Origin of the sequence: Streptomyces palmae (assembly GCF_004684805.1) — a bacterium.
In the GTDB taxonomy this organism is placed as follows: Bacteria; Actinomycetota; Actinomycetes; order Streptomycetales; family Streptomycetaceae; genus Streptomyces; species Streptomyces palmae.
Window position 1 is genome coordinate 1 of the sequence record NZ_SRID01000114.1, and the last position, 17,490, is coordinate 17,490.

A 17,490-nucleotide genomic window follows, 5' to 3' on the forward strand; every position below is an offset into this window, starting at 1 on the left:
GGGCAGTACGAGACGGCGGGGCCGCGGGAGGAGGGCGCGTACGCGCAGCCGGAGTTGGCGCGGGATGTACTGGCCCAGGTCGAGGCGCTGGGGCGTGGGGTCCATGTGCTGGGCCACTCGCTCGGCGGGCTGATCGTACGGGCGGCGGCGCTGCTCGACGCGAGTGGCTTCGCCTCCCTGACGCTGATGAGCTCCGGTCCGGCGGCCATCTCCGCCTCCCAGCGGGAGCGTACGAAGCTGCTGCTGGAGGCGCTGGGGGTGCTCGACATGGCCTCGGTGTGGCAGGCGATGCGGGACCTGGACCCCCCGGAGGCGCCCGCGTCGAGGGCGTCGGCCGAGGTCCGGGAGTTTCTGCGGCGCCGTTGGATGAGCACCGTCCCCGAGCAACTCATCGCCACCGGACGGCAGTTGATGTTCGCCACGGACCAGGTGGCGGAGCTGGCCGCGGTGGCGCCGGCCAGGCACGTGGTGTCCGGCGAGGTCGACTACGCCTGGCCGGTGGCGCTGCTGGACGCGATGGCGGATCGGCTGGACGCCCGGCGTACGGTGATCGCGGGCGCCGGCCACTCCCCCAATGCCGAACAGCCCCTGGCCTGCGCCCGCGCGCTGGCCGACTTCTGGGAGGACGTCACGGTCGACGGCTGAGCCGCCCTCCGCGGGCGGGCAACGGCGCGGGCACGGCGCGGAGCGGGCGGGGCGCCTTCCCGGTGGATGCCGTCCGGGGTCAGTACTGCGCCTGGAGGTGTTCCCAGAACCCGTCGCGCAGTGCGCGCCGCAGGTCGGCATGGCCGCGCAGGGACAGTCTCAGCAGGGCCTCGGCCTCCAGGAGCAGTTCCTGGTCGACCGCGCCGGGGAGATAGGGGCGGCCGGGCAGCAGTTCGGCGAGGGTCTCGCGGCCGCGGTCGGCGAGCCAGCGTGCGGCGACCTGCGCACCCACGAAGCGAACCTCCTCGCGGGCCGGGAGCGCCGCGCCTGACGCCAGGTCGCCGTAGGGTTCGTGCACTTCCGTGCGGCGGGTGACGTAGGGCTTGCAGAAGTCGAGGTCGAAGGTGCGCTGGCTGTCGACCTCCCACAGGAGTGGTTCGGCCTGGTTGCGGCCGCTGGCCGCCTCGATGCCCCACAGGTGCACCCGGGCCCCGTAGCCCTGCGCCGCCTCCACCGCGGAGACCAGGTCCTCGTCGCCGCCGAGCAGCACCGCGTCGCCGATGGCGCGGTGCCGGGCGAGCGATTCGAGGTCGCCGCGGATGAGCGAGTCGACGCCCTTCTGCTGGTTGTTGGCGTTGAGGTTGCCCAGCCGCACCTTGACGTCCGGCAGTTCCGCGACGCGCTGCTGCTCGGGGGTGTGGATGCGGCGGCGGGCCCCGTCGTACCAGTAGACGCGGAGCAGCCGGCTGTCCGGGAAGATCGTCCTGGCCCTGTCGATGAGCGCCTCGATCAGTCCTTCGGCGTCCAGGGCGAAGGCTCTGCGGTCCTCGGTCCCGGCGACCAGCCGGCCGGCGGCGGCGTAGACGTATCCGGCGTCCACGAAGATCGCGTGGGTGGAGGGGGTGGTCGCCACCTCGGCGAGCACCCGCTGCAGCAGTTCGTTGGTGCGCTCGATGGCCTGGGCGATCGAGCTGAGGTCCGGCTGGCCCGCAGGCATGGCGTCGTTCATACGCGGTTCATTGTCCGGGGCGCGGGGCGGGCCGCACAAACCGCCAGTCGGCGACGGGGAACGCTGCGTCACACCCAGGTTCTTAGTCTGCCGAAAAATTTCCTTAGCGTAGGGAATGTTTGCAGGATGCATCCCGTTGTAACGGGTGGGACAGGACGGCACTGTGGCCGTACTGAGCCCACCATCAGTTCTCCTCAGGAGGATCAGACGAAGGGAGAAGCCTGTGCGCTTCGAGATCATGCGCCTCGATGACATCGACGGCAACGCCGTGGAAAGCACCGTCGTGGACGCCGCCTCCGTCAATCGGATCGTGCAGCAGGCCGCCGCACTCGGCCAGCGCATCTACATCCGCCCGGCAGACACCGCGGCCTCATAGCCGCGGCCGCACAGGGTTCTCCCCGGCGAGCCGAGGGGAAGCCACCGTACGCGACGCCCCCGCACGGACGATCCGTGCGGGGGCGTCGCGCGTACGGCGCGGGCTTGCGGGCTCAGGCGCCCTGGACGACCTGGAGGACGCCGTTGATGATCTGCTGCACGGCGATCGCCGAGAGCATCATTCCGGCCAGCCGGGTCACCAGCACCACCCCGCCGTCCTTGATCACCCGGATGATCAGCAGCGAGTAGCGCATGGTCAGCCACAGCACCACATGCATCGCCGCGATCGCGGCCCACACCGATATCTGCCCGCCGACGCCGTCCGCGTGCTGCACCGCGAGGATCACCGCGACGATGGCGCCCGGCCCGGCCAGCAGCGGCATGCCCAGCGGCACCAGCGCCACATTGACGTCCTTGGTCTGCTGGGGTTCGTCGGTCTTGCCGGTCAGCAGGTCCAGCGCGATCAGCAGGAGCAGCAGACCGCCGGCGATCATCAGCGCGGGCACCGAGACATGCAGGTAGTCCAGGATCTGCTGGCCCAGGACGCCGAAGACGGCGATCACACCGAACGCGACGGCGACCGCCTGCCAGGCCATCCGCCGCTGCACCTTGTGCGGTCGTCCCGCGGTCAGGGCCAGGAAGATCGGAGTGATCCCCGGGGGGTCCATGATGACAAAAAGGGTGAGAAAAAGGGATCCAAAGACAGCGACGTCGAACACAGTGAGCCTTGCGGGAAGAGACGAGCGGAGAACGCGGGGACGGACGGAGGTGCGGAAACGGGCGGCGCCGGGCACGGCGCGGCCGAGCGCGCCCGGCCTCGGCCGGACGGACCGGGGCCCGGGTCGGGCGGGGCTGCGGACCGGTGCGCGGGCGCGGTGAGTGGCTAGCCGTACTGCCGCACGGGGTCGCCTCCACCGGTGCCGGGCACCGGGAAGGCGCCGGTGGCGCGGCGCACGATCTCTCCGTAGACCTCCGGGTCGGTGGTGTACTCACCGAGCCCGACGGTCTTCCGGCTGCCGTGGTAGTCACTGGACCCGGTGGTCAGCAGGCCGAGGTCGGCGGCGAGCCCGCGCAGCCGGGCGCGGGTCGGCTCGTCATGGTCCATGTGGTCGACCTCGACGCCGTCCAGACCGGCCGCGGCCAGCTCGGCGATGGCGCTCTCCGGCACACATCGGCCGCGCTTCACGGCGAGCGGGTGAGCCAGCACGGCGACCCCGCCGGCGGCCTTGACCAGGCGGACCGCCTCGAAGGGGTCGAGTTCGTGTTTGCGCACGTCGGCCCGGCCGCCGGTGCCGATCCAGTCGGCGGTGAAGGCGTCCGAGACGGTGGGGACCACGCCGAGTTCCACCAGGGCGCTGGCGATGTGCGGGCGGCCGACGGCCACCCCGGTCGGCGGCCCGCCGGCGGGCCCCGCCGCCGCGGTCTGTGCGGGCAGTCCGGCGATCCGCGCGACCTGCTCCCAGGTGATGGGGACGCCCAGCTCCCGCAGCCTGCCGATGATCTTCCGCGCCCGGGGCACCCGGTCGTCGCGCACCAGCTCGCGCTCGCGCGCCAGCTCCGGCTCGGCCGGGTCGAAGAGGTACGCCAGCAGGTGCATGCTCACGCCCTCGCCGTCGCCGCCGCTCTCGGGCGCCAGTCGGCAGGAGAGCTCGGCGCCGGTCACCAGGGTCAGCCCCGGCGGCAGCGCGGCCCGTGCCGCGGCATGGCCGGCGACGGTGTCGTGGTCGGTGAGCGCGATGACGTCCAGTCCGGCCGCGGCGGCGCTGCGCACCAGCTCGGCGGGGGTGTCCGTGCCGTCGGAGACAGTGGAGTGGGTGTGCAGGTCGATGCGCACGACGTACTCCAGGCTGCGGCGGTGGGACAGAGGGGACCGCACCACTCTACCGGGTTGTCCGACCTTCACCCGAATGGGCCATTCCGGTTATCCGGATCGCCCGCGGGGTCCCCGGTTGCCTTCGGAGCGGGGACGCGCTTCCCGGGCCGGCGGGGCGGGCCGGGGCGGTCGGCGCATCCCGAACCGGCGCCCCGGGTGCGCCCGGGGCGCCGTTCCCCGCCCCCGCGTTCGGTCAGGCGATCAGCCGCGGGGAGAGCGCCCCGCACGGCACCAGTTCCAGCTCCGCCCCGGCGTCCCGCAGATCGGTCAGTATCAGCTCGTCGTACATCAGCATTCCGGTCTGCTCGGGCCACGCGATGGCCCACAGCCACAGTCCGCGCGCCTCGCCCGCGAAGACCGCCCGGTCCTCCGGCGCGCCGCCCACGTGCCACAGCGGGGTGGGCCGCCCCGCGGCCATGACCTTGACGTTCGGCGCCCTGTCCACCTGCATGCCCTCGCCGGGGTCGGGGCCGGGCAGACCCGCGTACCGGGCACCGAGCCCCACCCCGAGCTCCTCGGCGATCAGCAGCAGCTCACCAGGGCCGCCGAGCGGACCGGGGCCCGTGCAGGCGACGGCGGTGGCGCGGCCACCGCTGCGGTCGTCCCCCGCGCAGGCGACACCGGTGAACAGCCAGCCGACCGGCAGCGGCCATGGCATCCAGACCGGCACCTGGGCGCGGTTCACCACGACCGTGAGCGCCTCCACGCTCGGCGGGACGACAGGCTGCAGCGGATACACCGTGCCGTGCACCTCGCACTGCCAGGAGTCGGCGAAGAGACCGGGCGCCCGCACCCGACGACCACACTTCGGGCAACTGGGTTCGCCCCTCATAGCGCTCCACGGTCCTCCCCGGGGGACGCCGCGTCAAGGACGATCACCCGTCCGGAGGCCGCCCGACCGGGCAAAGTAAATGTATCTTGCAATCATTAGGTTGTCTAACCTAATATGCGGAGGTCAGTGACTCCTCGGCGAAGGGAAGCGGACATGCGCGCGAGCGACTCCAGCCCCAGCTCCAGGGACACCGGTGCCCAGGCCCCGCACGGCCAGGGCACCGGCGGCATCCTGCGCCAGCCGCCCGCGGTGTGGGCCACCGCGGGCGCCTCGGTCGTCGCCTTCATGGGCATCGGCCTGGTCGACCCGATCCTGCCGTCCATAGCCCAGGGCCTGGACGCCTCCCCCAGCCAGGTCTCCCTGCTCTTCACCTCGTACTTCCTGATCACCGCCGTGGCGATGCTGGTCACCGGCTTCGTCTCCAGCCGCATCGGCGGCCGGCGAACGCTGCTCCTCGGACTGGCGCTGGTGGTGGTCTTCGCCGCGCTCGCCGGGACCTCCTCCTCGGTGGCCGAACTCGTCGGCTTCCGGGCCGGTTGGGGCCTGGGCAACGCGCTCTTCGTCTCCACCTCACTGGCCGTCATCGTGGGCGCGGCGGCCGGGGGCAGCGCCGCGGCGATCCTGCTCTACGAGTCGGCACTCGGTCTGGGCATGGCCTGCGGCCCCCTGCTGGGCGCGGTGCTCGGCGACATGAAGTGGCGCTACCCGTTCTTCGGCACCGCGGTGCTGATGGCCATCGGCTTCGCCGCCATCACGGCCTTCCTCAAGGAGCAGCCCAGGCCCGCCCGCAAGACCTCGCTGCTCGACCCGGTCAGGGCGCTGGGGCACGGCGGGCTGGCCAGCGCCGCCGCCTCCGCCTTCTTCTACAACTACGCCTTCTTCACCGTGCTGGCGTTCACGCCGTTCGTGCTCGACATGTCGCCGTACCGCTCCGGCGCGGTCTTCTTCGCCTGGGGCCTTCTCCTGGCGGTCTTCTCCGTGCTGGTCGCCCCGCGGCTGCAGCGGCGCTTCGGCTCGCTGCGGGTGCTGGGCGGCTCGCTGGTACTGCTCGCCGCCGACCTGGTGGTGCTCGGTTACGGCGACCACTCCACCGCGGTGGCCGGCACCATCGCCTCCGGGGCCTTCATCGGGCTGAACAACACCGTCTTCACCGAGTTGGCCCTGGGCGTCTCGGACGCCCCGCGACCGGTGGCCAGCGCGGGCTACAACTTCGTGCGCTGGTTCGCGGCCGCCGCCGCGCCCTACCTCGCCCCGAAGATCGAGGAGTGGACCGACATCCACATTCCGTTCGTGGTGGCCGCCGCGGCGGCCATGACCGGCGCGGCCATCGTCTGGGTACGGCGCCGGGCGCTCACCCCGGAGGCGCCCGGGCCGGCGCCCACCGCACCGGAGGGCACCGCCACCGCCTTCGCGGGGTAGCCGGCGACGGGGCCTCAGTCCAGCGGCACCGTGCCGCGCAGCGGGTCGCGCAGGTCCGTGCCGTGCCGCAGCCAGCGGTCCTGGAGCGCGCCCGCGCCGTGCACCCGCTTCCAGGCCGCCTCGTTGGGGGTCATCGGCAACAGCGGCAGGAAGCGCACCGGGTCCATCGGCTCATCGAGCGTCAGATCCTCCACCAGACCGCCCGGTTCGGCGACCAGTACGGAGGTGAACGGGGCCCCGGGCCACAGCGGCTCACCGGTGTCCAGCGAGTTGCCGGGGGCCACCACCACCCCTTCCACCTGCGGGGAGGCGGCCAGTACGGCCAGCGGGCGGAGCACCTTGTCCAGCACCTGGCCGTCCACCCGGCCGGCCCGCACGGAGAGCAGCAGTTCGGCGCGCGGCCCGCGCACCGGGTCGGCGAACACCACGGACAGCGAGTCGCCCGCCGCGCCCAGGCCGCCGGAGCCGCCCAGGCCGCCGCCGGAGCCCGAGGGATCCGTCATCGGATGGGCCGACATCCCGAGCGTGGCGTAGCGCACCACATCGCCGTCGGTGAAGCGGAGCACCTCGATACGGTCCGTGCCGAGGAACGTCACGGCGGCGCGTGCGTCCGGCTCGCCCAGCGCACTGCGCAACCGGGCCTCGACCAGCTCAGATACGACTGACATGCGGCGACCCTACTGCGCCCCGATCGGAGGGCCGGATCGGGCGGGTCCGGAGGTGGCGTGGAGCACAGGTATGGAACAGGCAAAGCGGCGAGGGAACGGTTCTGCCGACTGATAGCCTTGACCTCTGCCCAGGGAATTACGTCGTCCCCCAGCGGGGACCGGCCGGAGGAGGTGGGGCTGCGGTGGATCCTAGTCGACCGTGCAGTACCGGCAGCTCCCCCGTTGAACCCGTTCGGACGCAGTCCCGGTGATCTGAATCCTTCCGTACCCCACTGCCCGGCAGTGAAACACGCGAAGTTCGCTGGTGTCCGCGGCATCTGACGGTGGAGCGTCTCGACCTCGCTTCAATCCGTTTCTGCGATCTTCCGTCAGCGCCACCCGCGGAGGAGCGCCGCCCGCTTTGCGGACGTGTACCTCGTACCTCGCCGAGGTCTCCGTACGTCCACCTTCCGGGCCGCGCTGCGCCCCGCGCGTCCGCCGCTGACGGCCGGCCCGTGAAGGAGCCCGCCATGTCGATGATCCGCGACCTGCGCGCCGCCGTCCGTCCCGCCCTGCGCCGCGGCCACGCCGCACAGCCGTACGACACCACCCGCGATCCCTCGGTGACCACGGCGGTCGTGGACTGCGCCGTCTACCGCGAGGGCAAGCGGGTCAGCGACCACCTCAGCCCCTCGGAGGCGATGGCGCGGGTGCGGGCCGACGGCGGGTTCGCCTGGATCGGGCTGCACGAGCCGACCGAGCGCGAGTTCTCCGGTATCGCCCAGGAGTTCGGGCTGCACCCGCTGGCCGTGGAGGACGCGGTCCACGCCCACCAGCGGCCCAAGCTGGAGCGCTACGACGACACGCTGTTCACCGTCTTCAAGACCATCCACTACGTGGAGCACGCCGAACTCACCGCCACCAGCGAGGTGGTGGAAACCGGCGAGGTGATGTGCTTCACCGGCCGGAACTTCATCGTGACCGTGCGGCACGGCGGGCAGGGCTCGCTGCGGGCGCTGCGGCACCGGCTCCAGGAGGACCCGGAGCTGCTCGCCAAGGGCCCCTCCGCGGTGCTGCACGCCATCGCGGACCAGGTGGTCGACGGCTACCTCGCGGTCGCCGACGCGCTCCAGGACGACATCGACGAGGTGGAGATCGACGTCTTCTCGGCCGGGAGCGGCCGGGGCGCCCGGCGAGGCGGCGACGCGGGCCGGATCTACCAGCTCAAGCGCGAGGTGCTGGAGTTCAAGCGCGCGGTCTCCCCGCTGCTGCGGCCGATGCAGCTGCTCAGCGAGCGGCCGATGCGGCTGGTCGACCCGGACATCCAGAAGTACTTCCGGGACGTCGCCGACCACCTGGTGCGGGTCAACGAGCAGGTGCTGTCCTTCGACGACCTGCTGAACTCCATCCTCCAGGCCAACCTGGCCCAGGCCAGCGTGGCGCAGAACGAGGACATGCGGAAGATCACCGCCTGGGCGGCGATCGTCGCGGTGCCGACCATGGTCTGCGGTGTGTACGGCATGAACTTCACCCACATGCCGGAGCTGCACTGGAAGTACGGCTACCCGGCGGTGATGTCCGTGATCGTCGGCGTCTGTTTCGTCATCCACCGCAGCTTCAAGCGGAACGGGTGGCTGTAGCGCCTGTCCGGCGGGGCCTCGCGGAACGGTGGCGGTAGGGCCTGCCCGATGGTGGCGGCGTCCCGCAACGGTTGGCGGTAAGGACCGTACGACGGGGGCTCGCGGCGTCGCGGTTCTCAGAGCACCGGGTCGGTGACCGGTTCCGTCGGGGCGCCGGCCCGGGGGCGTTCGCGGCGGTCCGCCAGGATCACCAGGGCCAGTCCGAGCAGGATGACCGCCAGCGCCGGGTAGGCGATCGCGGGTGGGGTCTGGCCCAGCCACAGGGCGGCGATCAGGGCCGCGCCGGGGGTCTCCAGGAGTATCGCGGTGGAGGTCACCGCGGGGCCGAGCCCCTTGACCACCCGGTTGATGAGGGTGTGGCCGAGCAGTTGGGCGGTGGCGGTCAGCAGGGCGAGCTTGAGCCAGGCCGAGCCGCTGTAGCCGCCCAGCCGGGCCCCGCACACCAGGCAGGTGGCGAGCAGCAGCAGGGCCGTCACCGTGTAGCAGATGTAGGTGTACGCGGTGGTGCTCACCGTACGGCGCACCTCCGCGCCCAGCACCACGTACCCGGCGGCGGCGATGCCGCCGGCCAGCGCCAGGGCGTCCCCGGCCAGCGCGCGCGGGGACATCGAGAGGTCCACGCCGGTGAGCACCAGGACCCCGAGGAAGGCGACCCCCATGCCGGCCCAGGCCAGTGCCGGGGGGCGGTGGCCGCGCAGCCGCAGCAGCAGCGCGGCCCAGATCGGGGTGGTGGTGACGAGTGCGGTGGAGGAGGCGACCGAGGTCATCTGAAGGCTCGGCAGCCACACGCCGAAGTGCACCGCCAGCAGGGCGCCCGCGGCCACCGACAGCAGCACCGCGCGGCGGCCCATGGTCCGCAGTTCGGCGCGCAGGCCGCGGCGCAGCGCCACCACGAGGGTGAGGACGCCGACCGCCATGGCGTTCCGCCAGAAGGCGATGGCCAGCGGCGGGGCGGCGGTGGCGGCGATCAGCGGAGCCGAGAGCGAGACACTGGCGACCGCGACCGCGAGCAGCGCGATGTCGAGCGGTGCGGCACCGCTGCGGACGGCCTCCGGGGTGCTGGACGAGGCGGTCGAGCCGGTCGACGCGGCCGGGGCGGTCAGGGAGCGGTTGCGGGGGCGAGCGGGCACCGCCTCAGAGTAAGGGGTGTGCACCGATGACGGCACTGTCGCGCCGTACTACGAGACGGGGCCGCGGATGCCGCGGGCGGGGCGGGCGGTCGGCGCCGCGGAACGGGGCCGGCCGCGCAGCGGAACAGGGCGGTCGGCGCCGCGGGCGGGGCGCGCCGCGTCCTACAGTGAGCGCATGACACAGCAGCTGATGGACCGCGCCCTCATCGAGGAGGCCACCAAGAAGTCGGGCCTGATCTGGGTCGCGGGCGAGCACCGGAGCCCGGACGGTCCGGGGGCCGGCGGCGCGGTGGCGCCGCGCTCGCTGTGGCACGTGTGGCACGAGGGCGCCGTCTACCTGGTCGGTGGCCCCGGTGAGCAGCCGCTGGACGGCCTGGGCCTGGTGGACGGCGGCACCGCCGAGGTGACGGTGCGCAGCAAGGACAAGGGCGGGCGCCTGGTCGGCTGGCGGGCGCGGGTGAGCGAGCCGGCGGTGCGCGGCGAGGAGTGGACCGCCGCGGTCGAGCAGCTCAAGGGCAAGCGGCTCAACGCGCCGGACGCCGAGCGGATCGCGGACCGCTGGGCCGCCGACTGCCGGGTGCTGCGGCTGGAGCCACTGGACGGACCGGTGGCACAGCTGCCGGACGGCTCGCTGGCGGCGGCGCCGCTCCCCTCCCCCGCGATCACCCGCCGACCGATGCCGGCGGCTCTGCCCAAGCTGCTCTCCCGCCGCCGACGGCGCGGCTGAGCGCGGTCCGCCGCCACGGCGCACGCGGAGTGGCCGCCCCCACGCGCCTTCGCCGTCCGCCGCGGTCGAGAGGCCGTGCACCGTACGGCCAGGGGTCGCCCAGGCTGCGGGAGCGCGGGGCCGCCGCACACTTCGGGGCCGCGCTGTCTTCCGGTGCGCCGCTCATCGGCCGGCACGCCCGGCGCGTATCGGACGGCCCGGCCCCGGCTGCCGCCGCCCCGCCGCGGCCGGGGCGCCCGCCGTGGGGTGGCGTACCCCCGGGCCGCGGTCCCGCCGAGTGGCGCCCTCGTACGGTCGAGCGGCCGGTGGCCGCTATTCGTGGGCCGGTATCTGCTGCCCGTAGTCGACGGTCTCTTCCTTGCCGGGCGCGGCGAGCGGGAACGTCTTGTTCCAGTCGGCGAGCAGGATGGTGCCCGCGCCGCCCGCCCGCTTCAGCCGCAGCGGATACGGGGTGCCCTCCAGCGAGACGTCGAGGGAGCCGCCGCTGCCCTCGGCCGCGAGCACCCGGATGGTGCGGACTCCGGCGATCTTCCCCCGGTCGCCGGTGGAGAGCGCGCCGTGCAGCCCCAGCACCCCGTCGAGCAGCACGTCCTTCTCGGTGAAGCCGCCGAGCTGCTGGTACGAGGGATCGCCGGCCGGCACCTTCACGTATTTGCCGTCCAGCTTCCGGGCCGCGGCCTGGTCGCTCTCGGAGCCCTCCTTGCGGGTCCAGAAGTCGGCGTCCGCCTTGAGGTACAGCTCCTTGCCGACGCGCAGCAGTTCGAAGCGGGAGTCCTTGGTGGCGACCTCGCCGACGCCGCCCTTGTCGCTGAGCCGCATGTCCAGCTTGTAGGAGCTCCCCTTGCTGACCAGAGTCCCGGTCAGGTGGACGGTGTCGGCGCCGCGGGCAGCCTTGGCGGCCTTGCTCTCGATGGTGCGGGCGGGCAGTTTGCCGACCCCGTTGGTGTTCGCGTCGGGGTCCTCCCCGCCGCCGCCGCAGCCCGTGAGGACCGCGGTCAGCCCCACGCACATCGCTCCCATGAGAGCCACGTTCCCGATGCGCACGTCTGCCTGCCTCCTATGCCGGTGCAGCAGGCAGCGTACCGGTGCTCCGGGCGACCGCCCGCGGGATCCCATCGGGACGGCGGCACGGGCCGGGGCACGTTAGCCTGAATCCGCAATGCGGAGGAATGTCCCGAATGAGACGACATTCCGGGCGCCTGGCATGCGGGAGGTGGGACGGTGGCCGCGTTCGGATCCAGGGTCTTCGTGTCGCACCTCGCGGGCGTCGCCGTCTTCGACCCCAACGGCGACCAGGTGGGCCGGGTCCGCGACCTGGTCGCCATGCTGCGGCTGGCCGGCCGGCCGCCGCGGGTACTGGGGTTGGTCGTCGAGGTGGTCAGCCGGCGCCGCATCTTCCTCCCCATGACCCGGGTGACCGGAATGGAGTCCGGCCAGGTCATCACCACCGGAGTGGTGAACATGCGGCGCTTCGAGCAGCGCCCGACCGAGACCCTGGTGCTGGGTGAGCTGCTGGACCGCCGGGTGCGGCTGGTGGAGACCCAGGAGGAGGTCACCGTGCTGGACGTCGCGATGGCCCAGTTGCCCGCCCGCCGCGACTGGCAGATCGACAAGGTCTTCGTCCGGCGCGGCAGGGGCGGGGCGCTGCGGCGGAAGGGGGAGACCCTGACCGTGGAGTGGTCCGCGGTCACCGGCTTCTCCCTCGAGGAGCACGGCCAGGGCGCGGAGAACCTGCTCGCCACCTTCGAACAGCTGCGCCCCGCCGACCTGGCCAACGTGCTGCACCACCTGTCCGCCAAGCGGCGTGCCGAGGTGGCCGCGGCGCTGGACGACGACCGGCTGGCGGACGTGCTGGAGGAGTTGCCCGACGTGGACCAGGTGGAGATCCTCGGCAAGCTCCAGGAGGAGCGCGCCGCGGACGTGCTGGAGGCGATGGACCCCGACGACGCGGCCGACCTCCTCTCCGAGCTGCCGGAGGCGGACAAGGAGCGGCTGCTGGGCCTGATGCGGCCCCGGGACGCGGCGGACATGCGCCGGCTGATGGCGTACGAGGAGCGCACCGCCGGCGGGCTGATGACCACCGAGCCGATCGTGCTGCTGCCGGACGCCACGGTGGCGGACGCGCTGGCCCGGGTGCGCAATCCGGACTTGTCCCCGGCGCTGGCCGCCCAGGTGTACGTGTGCCGGGCCCCGGACGAGACCCCCACCGGCAAGTACCTGGGCACCGTGCACTTCCAGCGGCTGCTGCGCGACCCGCCGTTCACCCTGGTCAGCTCGTTGGTGGACAGCGAACTCGCGCCGCTGTCGCCGGACACCTCGCTGCCCCTGGTGACCAGCTATCTGGCCACCTACAACATGGTCGCGGCCCCGGTGGTGGACGAGAGCGGCTCGCTGCTGGGCGCGGTGACGGTGGACGACGTACTGGACCACCTGCTGCCGGAGGACTGGCGGGAGCGGGAGCTGCACAGCGCGGACGTGCCCGGGATGCGGGGGGCCGCCGGTGGCGGATGAGGGAGGCCGGCTCTCCCGGCCCAAGGAGCCCCGCCGCACCCTGCTGCCCAGGCCGCGGTGGGACCCCGAGGCGTTCGGCAAGGCGTCCGAGCACATCGCGCGCTTCCTGGGCACCGGCCGCTTCATCGCCTGGATGACGGTCTTCGTGGCCGTGTGGCTGGGCTGGAACGTGCTGGCGCCGCCCCATCTGCGCTTCGACAGGTTCCCGTTCATCTTCCTGACGCTGATGCTGTCGCTCCAGGCCTCGTACGCCGCCCCGCTGATCCTGCTGGCCCAGTACCGGCAGGCGGACCGGGACCGGGTCGCGGTGGAGCAGGACCGCAAGCAGAACGAGCGGAGCATCGCGGACACCGAGTACCTGACCCGGGAGATCGCGGCGCTGCGCATGGGCCTGGGCGAGGTCGCCACCCGGGACTGGATCCGCTCGGAGTTCGAGGAGCTGGTCAGGGAACTGGGACAGCGCCAGGCATTCCCGCTGGAGAGTGAGGAACACGACCGCTGACTGGCTTACCGGCGGGTCACCGGGGCGCCGTACCATCGGGGCATGGCTACCGACACTCCCCCGGGCTCCGCACCGACCGAAGACGCGGTGCGGGCCGCCCTCGCCACGGTGAACGACCCGGAGATCCACAAGCCGATCACCGAGCTCGGCATGGTCAAATCGGTCGAGATCGCCGATGACGGCGCGGTCGCGGTGGTCGTCTACCTGACCGTGTCCGGGTGCCCGATGCGGGAGACGATCACCAAGAACGTGTCCGACGCCGTGGCCAAGGTGCCCGGTGTCACCCGGGTCGCGGTCGACCTGGACGTGATGAGCGACGAGCAGCGGCGCGAGCTGGCGGCCTCGCTCCGCGGCGGGCAGGCCGAGCGCGAGGTGCCCTTCGCCAAGCCCGGCTCGCTGACCCGGGTGTACGCGGTGGCGTCCGGCAAGGGCGGCGTCGGCAAGTCCTCGGTCACCGTCAACCTGGCGGCCGCGATGGCCGCCGACGGGCTCAAGGTCGGCGTGGTCGACGCGGACATCTACGGCCACTCGGTGCCCCGCATGCTGGGCGTGGACGGCCGTCCCACCCAGGTCGAGAACATGATCATGCCGCCCTCGGCGAATGGCGTGAAGGTCATCTCGATCGGCATGTTCACCCCGGGGAACGCCCCGGTGGTGTGGCGCGGGCCGATGCTGCACCGCGCCCTCCAGCAGTTCCTCGCCGATGTGTACTGGGGCGACCTGGACGTCCTGCTGCTCGACCTGCCGCCGGGCACCGGCGACATCGCCATCTCGGTGGCCCAGCTGGTGCCGAACGCCGAGATCCTGGTGGTCACCACCCCGCAGCAGGCCGCCGCCGAGGTGGCCGAGCGGGCCGGTTCGATCGCGGTGCAGACCCACCAGAAGATCGTCGGCGTGGTGGAGAACATGTCCGGGCTGCCCTGCCCGCACTGCGACGAGATGGTCGACGTGTTCGGCACCGGCGGCGGTCAGCTGGTCGCCGACGGCCTCACCCGCACCACCGGCGCCACCGTGCCGGTGCTCGGCAGCATCCCGATCGACGTACGGCTGCGCGAGGGCGGCGACGAGGGCAAGCCGGTGGTCATCACCGACCCCGACTCCGCGGCGGGCAGCGCACTGCGCTCCATCGCCGGCAAGCTGGGCGGACGGCAGCGCGGCCTGTCCGGCATGTCACTCGGCATCACCCCCCGCAACAAGTTCTAGAGCCGAGATCCCCGCGTCCCCAAGGGGCGCGGGGCCCCTCGCGGACGCCATCCCGGACGACCTCGCCCCAAGGGGCGCGGCGCCCCTTGCGACGCAATCCCGGACGACCCCCCGCCCCGAAGGGGCGCGGGGAACTGCGCGACCAGCCCCCACCGGCCTGCGGACGGCAATCGACCGGCGGGGCAGCCTCCCGCGTCGTCTCAAGCCCCCGCGTACCCCGTGATGTCCTTGATCACCGAAAACCCGAGCCCATACGCGCTCATCCCGCGCCCGTACGCCCCGATGTGCACCCCGCTGCCCCCGCACGCCGCCGCCTCGCCAGAGCCATCGCAGCAGCCGTTGTGCTCGGAGCCGGCCAGCACCCAGCCGTACTCGGACTCGCGGTAGCGGAAGGAGATCGGGGAGCCGTCCACCGGCAGCGACAGCTGGGACCAGGCGGAGCCGTCCAGGTCGTCGGCGAGCTCCCAGGCGATCGCGGTCTGCTGGTCCAGCCAGTCCTGCCGCAGCGCGCGCTCCATCCGGGACGGCCAGGTCGCCGAGAGCAGCCCCGCCCCGGCCAGCCAGGCGGCGGACGAGACCGAGGTGGCCTCCAGTACGCCGGTACCGTCCGCGCTCTTGCGCAGCGGGCGGCTGGCCACCGTCACCACCACCGCGAAACGTTGCTTCTCCCGGGCCTCGGCATCCACTTCCGCCCGCAGCGAGGGCTCGTCGCCATGGCCGGTCGAGCCGTGCTCCACGGTGCCGTCCGAGCTCGCGCCGACCTGCATCAGCCAGCGCGGTCCGGTGAACGCCTCGTCGAGGCCGTACCACGGGAACGCGGCCATCAGATAGCCGTCGATGGCGCGGCGGGCCCCTGCGGGCCTCCCCGGCGGGGTCGGCTCGGCGGCACCCGGCGTACTGGTCACCGCGGACGGTGCCGCTGCCCGTCTCGTCGTCTCCATCTGACCGGAGCCTCCTCGTTTGCCCTGCTCGCGGGTGGCCCGCCCCCCTCGGGCGACCTCAACCCTGGACAAGGGGAGGATAGCCATACCGGGCGAGCACCCCGGGCATACGGGGTCCTCAGGTGGCGTCGGCGTCGAACGGCGGGCGCTCCGCGGGGGCCGGCGTGTCCCGCTTCCGCAGCAGGTCGGAGCCGCCCGAGGCGGTGCCGCCGGCGGCCGGGGCGGACGGCACGGGATCGCTCGGGCGGCCGTTCACCGCGTCGGCGACCTCGGCCATCTCCTTGCGCAGGTCGAAGCTGCTGGCCAGCTCCCGCAGCCCGTACTCGTCCTTGTCCTTGTCCAGCAGGTGCTTGCGGGCGAAGGTCTTGGGGTTGAGGTCCTCGAACTCGAAGTCCTTGAACTCCGGTCCCAACTCGGAGCGGATGTCCTGCTTGGCGCTGTCGGAGAACTCCCGCACCTTGCGCAGGAACCCCGTGACGTCCTGGATCACCTTGGGCAGCTTCTCCGGCCCGAAGACCAGGACCGCGAGGATGACGATCGCGATCATCTCGAGGGGTCCTATGTCGAAGAACACCTGGCAGCTCCTTGAGACGTGTGCGGCCCGCGGTCCAGGCCACCGAACACGGTACCTGCCCCGCGGGGAACCCCGGGAGACGGCGTGGCCAACATCCGGGGTCGCGCCGCGGGCACCGGCCGCCCCGCGATCACTCGCCGTCCGCCGAGCCGAGGGTGAGCGACATGCTGTGCTCCTGGCCGCCGCGCTCCACGGTCAGCCGCAGCCGGTCGCCCGGGCGGTGGCTGCGGATCTTGACGATCAGCTCCGATCCGCTGTGCACCCGCACCCCGTCCACCGCGGTGATCACATCGCCCGGCTCGATCCCGGCCCGGTCGCCGGGGCCGCCCGGGTTCACCGCCGGGCTGCCGTTCGCGGTGCGGGTGTTGACCCGGGCCCCGTCCCCGGTGAACCCGGTGTCCAGGGTGACCCCGATCACCGGGTGGGTGGCCTTGCCGGTGTTGATCAGCTCCTCGGCCACCCGCTTGCCCTGGTTGATGGGGATCGCGAAGCCCAGCCCGATGCTGCCGCCCTGACCACCGGTCAGGCCGCCGCCGTCGTCGGCGGCCCGGATGGCGCTGTTGATGCCGATCACCCGCGCCTTGGAGTCCATCAGCGGACCGCCGGAGTTGCCCGGGTTGATCGGGGCGTCGGTCTGCAACGCGTCCACGTAGCTGATGTCGCTGCCGTCCGTCTTCTCACCGCCCGCGGTGATCGGCCGCTCCTTGGCGCTGATGATCCCCGAGGTGACGGTGCCCGCCAGGTCGTAGGGGGCGCCGATGGCCACCACCGGGTCGCCGACCCGCACCGAGTCGGAGTTGCCCAGCGGCAGCGGCTTCAGCCCGGAGACGTGGTCCACCTTGATGACCGCCAGGTCGTAGCCACCGTCCCGGCCGATCACCTTGGCCGAGGCGGTCTCGCCCCCGCTGAAGGTGACCGATATGTCGCCGCCCGAGCCGGCGGGGGCGACCACGTGGTTGTTGGTGAGGATGTGGCCCTGGGCGTCCAGGACGAAGCCGGTGCCGGTGCCCTCCTCGGTGCTCCCCTTGACGTGGATGGTCACCACGCCGGGCAGCGCCCGGGCGGCGATCCCGGCGACGCTGCCCCGGTCCCGCGGCTCCTTCTCGGCCGGTGCCTGCGACAGCTCCACCTCATGCCCGCCGAGACCGCCGTGGCGCTCCAGGTACGAGCCGATCCCGCCGCCGATCCCGCCTGCGATCAGCGCGATCAGCAGTGCCCCGACCAGCGTTCGGCTCCCCCGCCGGCCGCCCCGCGAGCCGGTGCCGCCGGCCCCCGGCCCGGCCGGTGCGGCGGGCGCCGCCCACGGGTCGTACTGGCCCCAGCGGCCCGGCGTCGGCGTCCCGCCCGGCTCCGGGCCCTCCGCGACCGCCACCGGCCCGCCCTCCGGCGGCACGGTGCCCTGCGCGGGCGGCTGGGCGCCGGGGGGCAGCGCGGTGCCGTGCGGAGGCGTCATCCCCGGGTG

At 73.0% G+C, this 17,490-nt stretch carries 18 protein-coding genes; 8 read left to right on the forward strand and 10 right to left on the reverse strand.

What is annotated here, in order from left to right; translation table 11 throughout:
* Positions 1-645 (forward strand): alpha/beta fold hydrolase (locus E4099_RS14550; protein ID WP_135339466.1); only part of this gene is annotated, 645 nt, incomplete at its 5' end.
* A gap of 79 nt (positions 646-724) precedes the next feature.
* Here E4099_RS14550 and E4099_RS14555 read toward each other — a convergent pair.
* Positions 725-1,654 carry an NYN domain-containing protein gene (locus tag E4099_RS14555; RefSeq protein WP_135339467.1) on the reverse strand — a complete coding sequence of 310 codons (930 nt, stop codon included), beginning with the start codon at positions 1,652-1,654 and terminating at the stop codon, positions 725-727.
* 223 nt (positions 1,655-1,877) lie between these two features.
* Here E4099_RS14555 and E4099_RS33005 point away from each other — a divergent pair, with 223 nt between their 5' ends.
* The gene (locus E4099_RS33005) at positions 1,878-2,030 is read left to right on the forward strand and encodes a hypothetical protein (RefSeq protein ID WP_167828381.1); all 153 of its coding nucleotides are present in this window, start codon (positions 1,878-1,880) and stop codon (positions 2,028-2,030) included.
* Between the two features lie 112 nt (positions 2,031-2,142).
* On the opposite strand, the gene E4099_RS14560 is transcribed toward E4099_RS33005, so the two are convergent.
* From E4099_RS14560 to E4099_RS14570, 3 genes are all read right to left on the reverse strand, one after another.
* A complete protein-coding gene (locus E4099_RS14560) occupies positions 2,143-2,748 on the reverse strand; it encodes a MarC family protein (protein ID WP_135339468.1) in 606 nt (201 codons plus the stop codon).
* A 164-nt stretch (positions 2,749-2,912) separates the two neighbouring features.
* A complete protein-coding gene (locus E4099_RS14565) occupies positions 2,913-3,863 on the reverse strand; it encodes a PHP domain-containing protein (RefSeq protein ID WP_135339479.1) in 951 nt (316 codons plus the stop codon).
* Positions 3,864-4,095: 232 nt separating this feature from the next.
* A complete protein-coding gene (locus E4099_RS14570; protein ID WP_135339469.1) occupies positions 4,096-4,734 on the reverse strand; it encodes a DUF6758 family protein in 639 nt (212 codons plus the stop codon).
* Positions 4,735-4,887: 153 nt separating this feature from the next.
* On the opposite strand from E4099_RS14570, the gene E4099_RS14575 reads away from it, so the two are divergent.
* The gene (locus tag E4099_RS14575; protein ID WP_245244844.1) at positions 4,888-6,153 is read left to right on the forward strand and encodes an MFS transporter; all 1,266 of its coding nucleotides are present in this window, start codon (positions 4,888-4,890) and stop codon (positions 6,151-6,153) included.
* 14 nt (positions 6,154-6,167) lie between these two features.
* Here the strand turns inward: E4099_RS14575 and E4099_RS14580 are convergent, their stop codons facing one another.
* Entirely contained in the window at positions 6,168-6,821 is a 654-nt protein-coding gene (locus E4099_RS14580) for a suppressor of fused domain protein (RefSeq protein ID WP_135339470.1), read from the reverse strand.
* A 509-nt stretch (positions 6,822-7,330) separates the two neighbouring features.
* On the opposite strand from E4099_RS14580, the gene E4099_RS14585 reads away from it, so the two are divergent.
* A complete protein-coding gene (locus E4099_RS14585) occupies positions 7,331-8,440 on the forward strand; it encodes a magnesium and cobalt transport protein CorA (protein ID WP_135339471.1) in 1,110 nt (369 codons plus the stop codon).
* 116 nt (positions 8,441-8,556) lie between these two features.
* Here E4099_RS14585 and E4099_RS14590 read toward each other — a convergent pair whose 3' ends face one another.
* A complete protein-coding gene (locus E4099_RS14590; protein WP_135339472.1) occupies positions 8,557-9,570 on the reverse strand; it encodes a DMT family transporter in 1,014 nt (337 codons plus the stop codon).
* Between the two features lie 175 nt (positions 9,571-9,745).
* Between E4099_RS14590 and E4099_RS14595 the strand changes: the two genes are divergently transcribed.
* A complete protein-coding gene (locus E4099_RS14595) occupies positions 9,746-10,297 on the forward strand; it encodes a hypothetical protein (protein WP_135339473.1) in 552 nt (183 codons plus the stop codon).
* Positions 10,298-10,609: 312 nt separating this feature from the next.
* Here the strand turns inward: E4099_RS14595 and E4099_RS14600 are convergent, their stop codons facing one another.
* Positions 10,610-11,317, reverse strand: a complete 708-nt coding sequence (locus E4099_RS14600; RefSeq protein WP_135339481.1) for a hypothetical protein — start codon at positions 11,315-11,317, stop codon at positions 10,610-10,612.
* A 201-nt stretch (positions 11,318-11,518) separates the two neighbouring features.
* Here E4099_RS14600 and E4099_RS14605 point away from each other — a divergent pair, with 201 nt between their 5' ends.
* Genes E4099_RS14605 through E4099_RS14615 form a run of 3 tightly spaced genes read left to right on the forward strand, consistent with a single transcriptional unit; the run spans position 11,519 to position 14,513 of the window.
* Positions 11,519-12,808 (forward strand): magnesium transporter MgtE N-terminal domain-containing protein, encoded by a 1,290-nt coding sequence (locus E4099_RS14605; RefSeq protein WP_135339474.1) that lies wholly within the window; start codon positions 11,519-11,521, stop codon positions 12,806-12,808.
* Positions 12,798-13,310 carry a DUF1003 domain-containing protein gene (locus E4099_RS14610; RefSeq protein WP_135339475.1) on the forward strand — a complete coding sequence of 171 codons (513 nt, stop codon included), beginning with the start codon at positions 12,798-12,800 and terminating at the stop codon, positions 13,308-13,310. The genes E4099_RS14605 and E4099_RS14610 overlap by 11 nt, the downstream gene beginning before the upstream one ends.
* Positions 13,311-13,352: 42 nt before the next feature.
* Positions 13,353-14,513, forward strand: coding sequence for an Mrp/NBP35 family ATP-binding protein (locus E4099_RS14615; protein ID WP_135339476.1), 1,161 nt, complete (start codon positions 13,353-13,355; stop codon positions 14,511-14,513).
* A 200-nt stretch (positions 14,514-14,713) separates the two neighbouring features.
* On the opposite strand, the gene E4099_RS14620 is transcribed toward E4099_RS14615, so the two are convergent.
* The 3 genes from E4099_RS14620 to E4099_RS14630 all read right to left on the reverse strand — a co-directional run.
* Entirely contained in the window at positions 14,714-15,454 is a 741-nt protein-coding gene (locus E4099_RS14620) for a hypothetical protein (protein ID WP_386389540.1), read from the reverse strand.
* A 118-nt stretch (positions 15,455-15,572) separates the two neighbouring features.
* A complete protein-coding gene (locus E4099_RS14625; RefSeq protein ID WP_135339477.1) occupies positions 15,573-16,028 on the reverse strand; it encodes a sec-independent translocase in 456 nt (151 codons plus the stop codon).
* Between the two features lie 130 nt (positions 16,029-16,158).
* Positions 16,159-17,490, reverse strand: a 1,332-nt coding sequence (locus E4099_RS14630) for a S1C family serine protease (RefSeq protein WP_135339478.1), incomplete at its 5' end; no start/stop codon positions are given.

Coding starts and splice junctions, on each gene's coding strand:
- E4099_RS14580 (WP_135339470.1), bottom strand. CDS start 6,821: ATGTCAGTCGTATCTGAGCTGGTCGAGGCCCGGTTGCGCAGTGCGCTG.
- E4099_RS14585 (WP_135339471.1), top strand. CDS start 7,331: ATGTCGATGATCCGCGACCTGCGCGCCGCCGTCCGTCCCGCCCTGCGC.
- E4099_RS14575 (WP_245244844.1), top strand. CDS start 4,888: ATGCGCGCGAGCGACTCCAGCCCCAGCTCCAGGGACACCGGTGCCCAG.
- E4099_RS14555 (WP_135339467.1), bottom strand. CDS start 1,654: ATGAACGACGCCATGCCTGCGGGCCAGCCGGACCTCAGCTCGATCGCC.
- E4099_RS14600 (WP_135339481.1), bottom strand. CDS start 11,317: ATGGGAGCGATGTGCGTGGGGCTGACCGCGGTCCTCACGGGCTGCGGC.
- E4099_RS14595 (WP_135339473.1), top strand. CDS start 9,746: ATGACACAGCAGCTGATGGACCGCGCCCTCATCGAGGAGGCCACCAAG.
- E4099_RS14570 (WP_135339469.1), bottom strand. CDS start 4,734: ATGAGGGGCGAACCCAGTTGCCCGAAGTGTGGTCGTCGGGTGCGGGCG.
- E4099_RS14620 (WP_386389540.1), bottom strand. CDS start 15,454: ATGGAGACGACGAGACGGGCAGCGGCACCGTCCGCGGTGACCAGTACG.
- E4099_RS14615 (WP_135339476.1), top strand. CDS start 13,353: ATGGCTACCGACACTCCCCCGGGCTCCGCACCGACCGAAGACGCGGTG.